Source organism: Pseudomonas sp. QTF5, assembly GCF_000512695.2.
Taxonomy (GTDB): domain Bacteria; phylum Pseudomonadota; class Gammaproteobacteria; order Pseudomonadales; family Pseudomonadaceae; genus Aquipseudomonas.
Genome location: NZ_AZRW02000027.1, coordinates 35,670 through 47,695 on the forward strand (window position 1 = coordinate 35,670; position 12,026 = coordinate 47,695).

The 12,026-nt window shown below is 59.6% G+C and carries 9 protein-coding genes and 1 pseudogene; 5 read left to right on the plus strand and 5 right to left on the minus strand.

Features of this window, described 5'->3' with window-relative positions; all coding sequences use genetic code 11:
* The first annotated feature begins 35 nt into the window (after nucleotides 1–35).
* Complete coding sequence (gene groL, locus IC37_RS19875) at nucleotides 36–1,679, plus strand: chaperonin GroEL (protein ID WP_008032122.1); 1,644 nt, start codon at nucleotides 36–38, stop codon at nucleotides 1,677–1,679.
* Nucleotides 1,680–1,896: 217 nt separating this feature from the next.
* On the opposite strand, the gene IC37_RS19880 is transcribed toward groL, so the two are convergent.
* Nucleotides 1,897–2,640, minus strand: a complete 744-nt coding sequence (locus IC37_RS19880) for a phosphatase PAP2 family protein (RefSeq protein ID WP_030128182.1) — start codon at nucleotides 2,638–2,640, stop codon at nucleotides 1,897–1,899.
* 218 nt (nucleotides 2,641–2,858) lie between these two features.
* On the opposite strand from IC37_RS19880, the gene colR reads away from it, so the two are divergent.
* The 4 genes and pseudogenes from colR (at nucleotide 2,859) to IC37_RS19900 (ending at nucleotide 5,309) form a co-directional block, all read left to right on the plus strand.
* Nucleotides 2,859–3,542, plus strand: a complete 684-nt coding sequence (gene colR / locus IC37_RS19885; RefSeq protein WP_030128181.1) for a two-component system response regulator ColR — start codon at nucleotides 2,859–2,861, stop codon at nucleotides 3,540–3,542.
* Nucleotides 3,532–4,806, plus strand: a complete 1,275-nt coding sequence (locus IC37_RS19890; RefSeq protein WP_030128180.1) for a HAMP domain-containing sensor histidine kinase — start codon at nucleotides 3,532–3,534, stop codon at nucleotides 4,804–4,806. Before colR ends, IC37_RS19890 begins: the two co-directional genes overlap by 11 nt.
* A 168-nt stretch (nucleotides 4,807–4,974) precedes the next feature.
* Nucleotides 4,975–5,079: pseudogene (locus IC37_RS19895) on the plus strand (InaA protein); the annotation flags it as partial.
* Between the two features lie 2 nt (nucleotides 5,080–5,081).
* Nucleotides 5,082–5,309, plus strand: coding sequence for a hypothetical protein (locus tag IC37_RS19900; RefSeq protein WP_081729249.1), 228 nt, complete (start codon nucleotides 5,082–5,084; stop codon nucleotides 5,307–5,309).
* Between the two features lie 119 nt (nucleotides 5,310–5,428).
* On the opposite strand, the gene IC37_RS19905 is transcribed toward IC37_RS19900, so the two are convergent.
* The 4 genes from IC37_RS19905 to IC37_RS19920 all read right to left on the minus strand — a co-directional run bounded on the left by IC37_RS19905 (nucleotide 5,429) and on the right by IC37_RS19920 (nucleotide 12,000).
* The gene (locus tag IC37_RS19905) at nucleotides 5,429–8,455 is read right to left on the minus strand and encodes a multidrug efflux RND transporter permease subunit (RefSeq protein WP_030128179.1); all 3,027 of its coding nucleotides are present in this window, start codon (nucleotides 8,453–8,455) and stop codon (nucleotides 5,429–5,431) included.
* 13 nt (nucleotides 8,456–8,468) lie between these two features.
* Nucleotides 8,469–9,617: an efflux RND transporter periplasmic adaptor subunit gene (locus tag IC37_RS19910; RefSeq protein ID WP_030128178.1), complete on the minus strand. Its 1,149-nt coding sequence runs from the start codon at nucleotides 9,615–9,617 to the stop codon at nucleotides 8,469–8,471.
* Between the two features lie 206 nt (nucleotides 9,618–9,823).
* Nucleotides 9,824–10,921 carry a DUF1513 domain-containing protein gene (locus IC37_RS19915; protein WP_030128177.1) on the minus strand — a complete coding sequence of 366 codons (1,098 nt, stop codon included), beginning with the start codon at nucleotides 10,919–10,921 and terminating at the stop codon, nucleotides 9,824–9,826.
* 14 nt (nucleotides 10,922–10,935) lie between these two features.
* On the minus strand, nucleotides 10,936–12,000 hold the full coding sequence (locus IC37_RS19920; RefSeq protein ID WP_030128176.1) for an imelysin family protein: 1,065 nt from the start codon (nucleotides 11,998–12,000) through the stop codon (nucleotides 10,936–10,938).
* Nucleotides 12,001–12,026: the final 26 nt, after the last annotated feature.

A 12,026-nucleotide genomic window follows, 5' to 3' on the forward strand; every position in this document is an offset into this window, starting at 1 on the left:
TCCCGCTACTACAAAGTATTTAAGGAATATCGATCATGGCTGCTAAAGAAGTTAAATTCGGCGATTCCGCCCGCAAGAAAATGCTCGCCGGTGTCAACGTCCTGGCTGACGCAGTAAAAGCGACCCTGGGCCCTAAAGGCCGTAACGTGATCATCGAGAAGAGCTTCGGCGCTCCGACCATCACCAAGGACGGCGTTTCCGTTGCCAAAGAAATCGAGCTGAAAGATCGCTTCGAAAACATGGGCGCGCAGCTGGTTAAAGACGTTGCCTCCCGTGCCAACGATGACGCAGGCGACGGCACCACCACCGCTACCGTTCTGGCTCAATCGATCGTCAACGAAGGCCTGAAAGCCGTCGCTGCCGGCATGAACCCGATGGACCTGAAGCGCGGTATCGACAAAGCGACCATCGCGATCGTCAAAGAGCTGAAAGCCCTGTCCAAGCCTTGCGCTGACACCAAGGCGATCGCTCAGGTCGGCACCATCTCGGCCAACTCCGACAACTCCATCGGCGACATCATTGCCGAAGCCATGGAAAAAGTCGGTAAAGAAGGCGTGATCACCGTTGAAGAAGGCTCGGGCCTGGAAAACGAACTGTCGGTTGTTGAAGGCATGCAGTTCGACCGTGGCTACCTGTCCCCGTACTTCGTCAACAAACCAGAGACCATGACTGCCGAGCTCGACGGTCCGCTGATCCTGCTGGTCGACAAAAAGATCTCCAACATCCGCGAAATGCTGCCAGTACTGGAAGCCGTTGCCAAAGCCGGCCGTCCACTGCTGATCGTGGCCGAAGACGTTGAAGGCGAAGCCCTGGCGACTCTGGTTGTGAACAACATGCGTGGCATCGTTAAAGTCGCAGCCGTCAAGGCTCCAGGCTTCGGCGACCGTCGCAAGGCCATGCTGCAGGACATCGCTGTTCTGACTGGCGGTACCGTTATCTCCGAAGAGATCGGTCTGAGCCTGGAAAGCACTACCCTGGAACACCTGGGTAATGCCAAGCGCGTGATCCTGTCCAAAGAAAACACCACCGTGATCGACGGTGCCGGCGTTGAGGCTGACATCCAGGCTCGCGTTCTGCAGATCCGTCAGCAAGTGGCTGATACTTCGTCCGACTACGACCGTGAAAAACTGCAAGAGCGTCTGGCCAAACTGTCCGGCGGCGTTGCAGTGATCAAGGTTGGCGCTGGTTCCGAAGTTGAAATGAAAGAGAAGAAAGCCCGCGTTGAAGACGCCCTGCACGCTACCCGTGCAGCCGTTGAAGAAGGCGTGGTACCTGGCGGCGGCGTGGCACTGGTTCGCGCTCTGCAGGCTATCTCCGAGCTGAAAGGCGACAACGATGACCAGAACGTTGGCATCCAGTTGCTGCGTCGCGCTGTTGAAGCGCCACTGCGTCAGATCGTTGCCAACTCCGGCGACGAGCCAAGCGTAGTTGTCGACAAGGTCAAGCAGGGTTCGGGTAACTACGGTTACAACGCTGCGACCGGCGAATACGGCGACATGATCGAAATGGGTATCCTGGACCCGGCCAAAGTGACTCGTTCGGCTCTGCAAGCGGCTTCGTCGATTGCCAGCCTGATGATCACCACCGAAGCCATGATCGCCGAGATCAAGGAAGACGCACCAGCTGGCGGCGGCATGCCAGACATGGGCGGTATGGGCGGCATGGGCGGCATGATGTAAGCCAGCCTTACCCCGTACGAGCTTACCCCTATAAAAAAGCCCCGCCTGCGTTGAGTAGGCGGGGTTTTTTATTGTCCGGAGTTTGTCCCAATCGTGAGATCTTCATCGGCCCCCTGTGGGAGCGGGCTTGCTCGCGAAGGCGGCTTAACATTCACCGAAGATGTTGAATGTCGGACCGCCTTCGCGAGCAAGCCCGCTCCCACATTGGATTTGTGTTTCAGGTACTGACTGGTTCTGCCTTGGTGACTAGCTCAGCTTTGGCATCTGGTCGATAAAGAATGTAGTAATACACCCCCAAACAAATCAGCCAGCAGAAAATCGCCGTCCACACATTGTGCGAGAAGAAGTGCGCGCCCTGCATCATCCGGCTGATGGAAAACACCGAGCCCAACGCGAAGGCGAAGACAAACGCCTTGCGCGCCAGACGCGGACGACGATCGCGCAGGACGAAAAACAGCGCAAACAACGTGAAGCCGGTCGCCGCATGTCCACCGGGCCAGCAGCGGCCAGGCTTATCGGTGTGCGGGCGCGGGCTGAGCAGTTCGCTGTAGGTTTCGTGCCCGCCGAATTGCTCCAGGCTCCATGGGCATTGCACCGCCGTCACCGCTTTGACCGGGGTGACGAACGATGTTGCCAGCGCCAGAGACAGCACCAGGCAACCCAGTTCACGTTTGAGCGGTTTGAGCCTTTCCATGAAAAAGGAGCTGACGAAGCCCAGGATGGCGAACATCGAAAAGGCGATGACCACTTGCTTGGCCCGGTCATGCAGGATGTCTTCCAGGAAGTAACTGTGTCGTCCGATGAACTCGCCAGCGATCGGGTCATAGAACCGCTTGGCAAGGTCCATGTCCAGGGACGTCAGTTCGAGCAACAGCAGGGTTATCGCCGCAATGGCGGGCACTCCCAGGCACAGCCAGGCATTCAGTGGCCTGGAAGCGGGGCGGGCGGCGGTCGAAACCATGGCAATTCCTTGGTGAGTGAAATGTTCTGAAGGGCGCAACCGCGGGGAGTCTGAACACGCCTCTGTCGTCAGCCTGTGAATCGATGGTGAAAAAGTTGTTAAGGCCATCTCAGGCTTTTTTTGTCGGATTTACCCCTGCACGCCACCCTATCCCTGAGCCACACTTGGCCTTAAGCTGCGCGCCAAGACAGCCGTTACTGTGTACGGAGGAGGTGCCGATGCGAATTCTATTGGTTGAAGACAACCGCGATATCCTGGCCAATCTGGCCGATTATCTTGGGCTCAAGGGTTACACCGTGGATTGCGCGCAGGACGGTCTGTCGGGCCTGCACCTGGCGGCCACCGAGCACTACGACTTGATCGTGCTCGACATCATGCTGCCTGGCATCGACGGTTACACCCTGTGCAAACGCTTGCGCGAGGACGCCCGCCGCGACACGCCGGTAATCATGCTCACCGCGCGCGATCAACTGGACGACCGTTTGCAAGGCTTCAAATCCGGTGCTGATGACTATCTGATCAAGCCCTTTGCCCTGTCCGAACTGGCCGCGCGCGTCGAGGCGGTCATGCGCCGTGCCCAAGGGGGCGGTCGCCGTGCCTTGCAAGTCGGTAATCTGAGCTACGACCTCGATACTCTGGAAGTGATGCGCGAAGGCCGTCTGCTGAAACTCAACCCGGTGGGCCTGAAGTTGCTGGCCGTGTTGATGCAGAAAAGCCCACACGTGCTGCGCCGTGAAATTCTCGAAGAGGCCCTGTGGGGCGATGACTGCCCGGACAGCGACAGCCTGCGCAGCCACATTCATCAACTGCGTCAGGTGATCGACAAACCATTCGACAAACCCTTGCTGCACACGGTGCACGGCGTCGGTTATCGCTTGGCCGAGGGCCGTGATGGAGTTTAAGCAAAGTCTTGCTCAGCGGATCATCATCGCCTTTGCGTTGATGAGCGCACTGGTGGCGGGAGCCTTCGCCATGGGCATTGTGGCGACCGTGCATCTGGTGGAGGAAAAGCTGATTTCGGCGGGGCTGGGCGGCGATTTGCAACGCCTGTTGCTGATGGACAGCGTGTCGGACTGGAGCCACCGCCCTGAGCCGGACCAGCTGTTCTATTTCAGCGGCGGGCCGGGCGACTTCGATTTGCCCAAGGATTTGCGGCATCTGGACTCGGGCTTTCACGAAGTTTTTCGTGAGCAACTGTCGTATCACGCGATGGTCGAAATCGTCGACGGTCGGCGTTACGTGTTGTTGCAGGACCAGAGTGATTTCGAAGAGCGTGAACGGGTGCTGTTTGCCGTGGTGCTGGTAGGTTTCGTCCTGAGCCTGGCATTGGCGGTATTTCTTGGCTGGGTGCTGGCGCGCAAGGTCATGGCGCCGGTGGTGCGACTGGCCCGTCAGGTGCGTCATCGCGATCAGTTACTGGGCCTGGCGCCGCCGCTGGCGCCGGACTATGCCGCCGATGAAGTGGGCGAACTGGCCGTGGCCTTCGACGCCACCCTCGGGCGTTTGCGTCAGGCATTGACCCGTGAGCGATTGTTCACCAGTGACGTCAGCCACGAGCTGCGCACGCCGTTGATGGTGTTGGCCAGTTCCTGTGAGCTGTTGCTGGAAAACCCCGGCATCGATCAGCGCGGCCGTGCTCAGGTGGAGCGAATCGCCCGTGCGTGTGCCGAGATGCGCGAGCTGGTGCAAACCTTCCTTATGCTGGCGCGTGCTCAACATGAAGACGCCAGCATGGCCCCCCAGCAGACCCTGAGCCAGGTAGCCGACGGGCTGCTGAGTCAATGGCGCGAGCCGATCGAAGCCAAGGGCCTGACGCTGAACTTTGAGCCGGGCAATCCGCCGGACACCCGCTATAACGCGACCCTTCTGCATGCGGTGATGGGCAACCTGTTGCGCAATGCGCTGCATTATACCGAGCGCGGCTATATCCGCCTCGCCCTGACGGATACAGGGTTCGTGGTCGAGGACAGTGGTGTAGGCATTCCTGAGGAAAAACGCGAGGCGATGTTCGAGCCTTTCGTGCGCGGCAATGAAAAACGCGGCGACGGCCTGGGGTTGGGGCTGTCGCTGGTGCAGCGGATTTGCGAGAACCAGGGCTGGAGTGTCAGCCTGACGAACATGGAACCCAATGGCTGCCGTTTTCAGGTGGAGTTCAATCAGGAATAGCGGTGAGCGGGCTTTTAATGAATTCGGCTCTGTAAACCCTGAAATAATTCCGGGTTTTACATGACAGTTTTTTCACAAACGCACGACCTGACGCTGACACGGTGCTACCTAGGGTGGTGGTCATCAGATGTTCAGGAGACTGCAGTGATGGCTGGTCTGATCAAGCTCGAATTTAAGCAACTGCGTCGCCACTCGTCGTTCAGCGATACAGACTGGAAAAAACTCGTCTATTTTTATAAGACGGCGTTTGGCAGCGCTATCAAAGGCTTATAACAATGAAACTCGAAATTGCACGAGGTTTGTTTTTAGCCGGAGCCTTGGCAGTTGCTTCATTGGCGGTGGCGGCATGGGAACAGCCCCGCACGCAAGTCCTCAGCTCCGTGCGCGGTGACGCGCATTGCCCGTTGCCCCGGGTTGCCAAAGCACCCGTGGCCACTCAACCCGATCATGACTTGTTACTGTTCATGTTCGGACTTTCTCAGGGACTGAGGCCACAAAGTTGAACAGATTGAAGCCCACATAAAAGGCCTCGCAAATGCGAGGCCTTTTTTGTATCCGATCGTTCAATGTGGGAGCGGCGTCGCCCATAGGATTGAAGGCTCCACAGGATTATGGCTGTTCTTCAAGGTTTATCGGGCTTGGCCAGCAACGTGTAAATACACGGCAACACGAACAACGTGAACAGCGTCCCGATAGACATCCCCGTCGCGATCACTGTGCCAATGTCGAACCGGCTGACGGCACCCGCGCCCGTGGCGATGATCAACGGCACCATGCCGAACACCATCGCCGCCGTGGTCATCAATACCGGACGCAGGCGAATGGCCGCCGCTTCCTCCACCGCTTCGCGGGGCGACAGCCCCTTCTCCTTGCGTAGCTGGTTGGCGAATTCGACGATCAGGATCCCGTGCTTGCTGATCAGCCCGATCAACGTCACCAATCCCACTTGGGTATAAATGTTCATGCTCGACCAGCCGAGGAACAACGGGATCAACGCGCCACAGATCGACAGCGGCACGGTCACCAGAATCACCAGTGGATCGCGGAAGCTTTCGAACTGGGCCGCCAGCACCAGGAAGATGATCGCCAGCGCCAGGGCAAATGTGACCCACAGCGCGCTGCCTTCCTGAACGTATTGCCGTGACGCACCGGCATAGTCGACGGCATAACCCGCCGGCGCTTCTTCCCGAGCGATCTGGCGCACGGTGTCGATGGCTTCACCCATGCTGACCAGCGGGACCCCGGAAAGAATCGCCGAATTGAGTTGCTGGAACTGATTCAACTGGCGCGGTCGCGCCCGGTCGGTCACGGTGATCAGGGTCGACAGGGGCAGCAATTCGCCCTTGGTGTTCTTGACGTAATAATGGTTCAGCCAGTCGGGGTTATCCCGGAATGGCCGTTCCACCTGCGCAATGACTTTGTAGCTGCGGCCTTCGATGGTGAAACGGTTGATCTCCGCTTCACCCAGCAAAGTTGCGAGGGTGCCGCCCAGATCCTGCATCGACACACCCATCTGTGCAGCCTTGGCGCGATCGATATCCACCACGACTTCGGGTTTGTCGAAGGCCAGATCGACGTCGACGAAGGCGAATTTGCCGGACTCCATCGCTCTTTTTTTCACCCGGTCCGTCACTTCCAACAATGACTCATAGCTGTTGGCCGAGTTGATCACGAATTGAAACGGCAAGCCTTCACCAGTGCCCGGCAGGGAAGGCAGGTTGAAGCCGAAGATTTGCAACCCGGGAATGCTCTCCAGTTTGCCTTGGACCTCGGGCAGGATCTGCATTTGAGTCCGGTCGCGTTCGTTCCAGGGTTTGAGCAGGAAGCCGCCGATCCCCGATTGCACGCCGTTGAAGCCGTTGATCTGGAACGAGGAGTAGTACTCGGGGAATTCTTTGAAAATCGCGAGGAACTCGTCGGTGTAGGTGTTCAGGTAGTCGAGGTTGGCCGTCTGCGGGGCGTTCGCCATCATGAAGATGACGCCCTGATCCTCGTCCGGCGCCAGTTCCGACTTGGTGAACTTGAGCAGCACCGGAATCAGGCACAGCACAATGACCGCGAACACCAGCACCACCGGCCGGGTATTGAGAGTGCCATGAAGCACACTCTGGTAACGGCGCTTGAGGCCTTCGAAGATCACATCCAGGCGATGGGCCAGGCCCGTGGGGTTTTCATCATGGCGCAGCAGCAGGGCGCACATCATTGGCGACAGCGTCAGGGCAACGATGCCGGAGATCACCACCGCCCCGGCCAGGGTCAGGGCGAATTCCTTGAACAGCGCCCCCGTCAGGCCGGTCAGGAAACCGATCGGCGCATAGACCGCCGCCAGGGTGATGGTCATCGACACCACTGGCATGGCGATTTCCGCAGCGCCTTCAATCGCGGCATCCAGCGGTGTCTTGCCTTCTTCAATGTGCCGATGGATGTTTTCCACCACCACGATGGCGTCGTCCACCACTAGCCCGATGGCCAATACCATCGCCAGTAAGGTCAGCAGATTGATCGAGTAGCCCATCATCTGCATGAAGAACATCACGCCGATCATCGACAGCGGAATGGTGACCACCGGGATCACCACCGAGCGCAGGGCGCCGAGGAACAGAAACACCACCACGATCACGATCAGCACCGCTTCGAACAGGGTTTTCACCACTTCGTCGATGGAGGCCTGGATGAACAGCGTGGCGTCGTAGGCGATTTCACCTTTCAGGTTCGGCGGCAACTGGGCTTCCAGCTCCGGCATGATCTTGCGTACTTCCCTGATCACGTCGAGCGGGTTGGCGCCGGGCGTGGCCTTGATGCCGATGTACACCGAAGGCGTGCCGCCGAAGGAGCTGACGGAGTTGTAGTTCTCCGCGCCCATCTCGACCCGCGCCACGTCCCGCAGCAGTACGCGACTGTCGCCCTCTACCTTGAGCGGGATCGCGCCAAAGGCCTCGGCGGATTTGAGTTCGGTGTTGGCGTTGATGCTGGTGACCACATACTCGCCTTTCACTTCGCCGGCGGCGGAGAGGAAGTTGTACTGGCGCACGGCGTTGGTCACGTCGCTGGCGCTCAGGCCGAAACCGGCGAGTTTCACCGGGTCCAGCCACAGGCGCATGGCAAACACCTGGTTGCCGAGAATCTCGGCTTCGGCCATGCCCGGCAAGGTCGCCAGTTTCGGCTGGATGACCCGTGACAGGTAATCGGTGATCTGTGGATTGCTCAGCTCGTCGCTGAAGAAGCTGATGTACATCAGCGCCGAGGCGTCGGCGGCTTCCTTGCTCAGCACCGGGTCTTCGGCGTCCTGGGGTAGCTGGTTCTTGACCTCGTTGGCCTTGGCCAGCAGCTCGGTGAACAAGCGGTCGCTGTTGGCGCCGATGCGCGCGTAGATCGAGATCACCGAAAAGTTCTGGCGACTGACCGACGTCATGTAGTCGATGCCTTCGGCGCTGGCCAGACTCTGCTGCATCGGTTGGGTGATGTAACCCTGGATGGTTTCGGCGTTGGCCCCGGGGTAAGCGGTGGTCACCGTGATCAGGGCGTTTTCCATTTGCGGGTATTGGCGCAGCGGCAATTTGCTCCAGGCCTGGAAGCCCAGCAGCACAATCAACAGGCTGACCACGGTGGCGAGCACCGGGCGGCGGATGAACGGGTCGGTAAAAGCCATGGGGATTCCTTGATCAGTCAGCGCGCGGCTGACTGCTCTTCTCGGCTAGGGTCTTGTCGTCGCTGATGGCAATGTGCGCGCCGTGGTCCAGTTTGATCTGGCCCCCCGTGACCACTTTTTCGCCGTTCTGCACGCCTTTGGTGATCATGACCATTGCGTCGCGGCGCTCGCCGGTTTCGACGAAACGTCGTTCGGCAATCAGAATCGGCTCGCCCTTGTCGTCTTTTTCGAGGCTGCCGTCTTCGGCCTTTTTCTGCGCGACGACGTACAGCGAATTGCCATAAAGGGTGTAGGTGATCGCGCTTTCCGGCACGACGATGCGTGGTTGCGGATCGGGCAACAGCACCTGCAAGCTGGCGAACATGCCCGGCAGCAGCTTGCCATCGGGGTTGGCCAGGGTTGCGCGCACAAGCACGTTGCGGGTGCTGCTCTCGACCTTCGGGTTGATCGCACTGATAGTGCCGGGGAAACTCTCTGTCGGGTAGGCCGAGACAATGATCTGTACCGGTTGGCCGAGGGCGATTTTCGGCACCGATTGTTCGGGCACAAAGAAGTCGACGTAGAGGCTGCTGATGTCTTGCAGGGTGGCGATCATCGTGCCGCTGGCCACGTAGTCGCCGACGTCTACCTGACGAATGCCGATGGTCCCGCTGAACGGGGCGAGGATGCGTTTTCTCTCCAGTGCCGCCTTGAGTTGATTGACCGTGGCCCGGCTCTTTTGCAACACCGCCGAGAGTCGGTCGAACTCGCCTTTGGAAATAGCCTGGCTGCCCACCAATTGGCTGCCGCGACCGTAATCCAGTTGCGCCAGTCCCAGGTCGGCTTGAGCGGTTGCCAGCAGGGCAGTTTCCACGGCGGTGTCGAGTTGCAGGATAGGCTGACCGGCCTTGACCTTCTGTCCCGACTCGAACTGCACCTCTTTGACGGTGCCGGCGATCTCCAGACTCAGGTCGACCCCTTGCAGCGCCGTGAGAGTGCCGACCGTTGGCAAACGGCTTTGCCACGGACGTTCGGTGGCGGTGGCCACGGCGACATTTATCGGCGGTTTCGGCGCGGAGAAGCCCTGCATCATCGTATAGATGGAGAAGGCTTTGTAACCGGCCAGGACCAGCACGATTAGCAGAACAACACCCAACATGATCAGCATGCGGCGACGCAGCATATTTCCAGTTCCTTGGAGAAAATCAGGTGAGACAGGCGGGAACATTACTCCCACTGCGAAGGGGATTCCAACTGGCAGTTATTACAGAATGACGCAAACCCTGTAGGAGCGAAGCTTGCTCGCGAAAGCGGTGTGTCAGCCAATTGATGTACTGACTGATACACCGCTTTCGCGAGCAAGCTTCGCTCCTACAAGGGAGGATGAAGTCAGATCAGATGAAGATGGTTGTCCCAGAGCCCCGCAGGCAACTCCAGAGGTTTTGCAACAAGGGTTGTCTGGCGGCAATCGTAGTACCGGCATCGGCCTTGACCGGAGGTCACGACAAAACCATCGGCCACAGCCCCGACGCCGGCGCAATCGGGAAGTGGCGCGTCCAGGCGTACTTCACCGCTGTCCAGGTCCCAGATAAAAAAGCGGTTACCCCGCGGCGCGGTCAGGGCGACCAGACGCAGTTCGCTGTGCACGGCGACGCTGGCGGTGTAATGCCCCATGGCCTGCAACTGATGCTCAGGCACCGGGAACGCCACGAACGGTTGGCCGGGCCGCTTGATCGCCAGCAGCTCCGATGACTCGTGGGCAGCGCCCATAAACTGCTGGCCGGCGACGATGGTGCCATCGCTGGCGATGCCCAAGTGCCGCACGCTGTTCATCTGTTGAGCCAGTGTTTCCTTGCTCAACAACGTGCCATCGCGCTGCATCAACACCAGGCTCGGCTCCATCGCGTTAAGGTTCATCTCGACCCGGCTTTCCGCCTCGGTGCGAATGCCACCGTTGGCGACAATCAGCGTCTCGCCATCGGGCATCCACGACACCTGATGCGGGCCGACACCGTGGGTGGAAAGCTCGCCGCTGTGCACCAGGCGCTCACCTTCGAACTTATACACGCCGAGCAGGCCACGACCCGGATCGGAGGTGTCGTTCTCGGTGGCGTACAACCAGTCGCCGCTCTGGTGAATCACTGCGTGACCGTAGAAGTGCCGGTTCGGCTGCGACTTCACGGTTTGCAGCAACGTGCCATCGCGCAAGTCGATCAGGTAACTCTCGGTACCCGGACGCCGAGCGACGAACAACGCTATCGGCAGCGTCGGGTGGTTGATGATGTCGTGGCAACGCTGGCCGACCTGGGTGGCAAACACCCGGGTGCCATCCAGCCGATAACCGACGGCGTAGTGCTTGCCATCACCATCGTCCCGCGCCGAGAGCAGCAGCGGGCTTTTGTCCTTTTGCTTGAACAGCGTCCAGCCGCCCAGTGTCACCGCACCCAGCAGCAAACTCCCTAACGTCAGAGCCTGGCGTCGCAGCATGGCACTTGCCCTCATCAGTCACCGTCGTTGGCGTTGAAGCCCAGTTGGATGCCCAGCGCCTTGGCCAGTTCGCCTTCGTGCAGGCGATGGACAACGTTGAGGCTGTCGTAGATTGCGTTGAGCTGCTGGCGCCCGGCATCGTCGGTGAGCATGTCGGTCAGCGAGCGCTGGTTGCTGGCGAGCAGTTTCAGGGACGCTGCGTAGGCCGCGTCGATCTTGTCGGCCAAGGGTTTTTGCTCGCTCGGCAACAGACCGCGCAGGCCTTTGTTGTCGACACCGACCCAGACGGTTTGCGCCGCGTTCAGGCTTGCTTCCAGGCTTTTGAGCGACGATTGGCTGCGCCAGGCATCGGCCTGGAACGGTTGTGGCGTGCCCTTGCTCTGGCGACCCATCGGCGTGCCGAGTTTTTTCTTCAGGGTGTCCAGCGCCGTCACTTGCACGCGCAGCAGATCGGCGATCGCTTCGTGGGAGTCGGCGTAACGCTGGTTCGGGAATTTGCTCATCTGCGCGAGCATGCCGTCGTTGGTGTTCCAACGCGACAAGATCTCTTCGGCCAGTTGCTTCTGGCGTTCGCCAATGGCGGTCAGCAGCGGGCAGTATTTGGCTTTCTGCGCGCTGTCGGCCATGTCGATCTTGCTGTCGAACAGGATGTATTCATAGGCCGAGAGCCCCTGAACCACAACGCTGGACTTGGCCAGGGCAGCAGCATCGATCTGCGGTTGTGCGGTGACCAGTTGCTCGACCTGACGGCCCACGAGGTTTTTCTTGTCCGGCCAGAACTGCACCTGCCACGAACGGTTGCCCTCGGCCAACGGCCCGATCAGCAGCGGTTGCAACTCGGCCCAGGCTTTCTGCGCGTGCAGGAAGTCGGCGCGGGCGGTTTCGAGGTTTTCCTTGCCTTGGCAGAACGCCAGGGCACTGACCGCCAGTTGCCGATCGGCTTCGACCCAGCGGCTATAGGTCGGCAGGATCACTTGCTTGGCGATGGCTGCCGACGTGACCGCTTGCGGATCCTGGGGCGAACAGGCGCCCAGGGCGAGGGCGGCCAGGCTGGTGAACAACAATTTGGGACGGAACATGTCGGGCTCCCGCGGAAGGAATACGT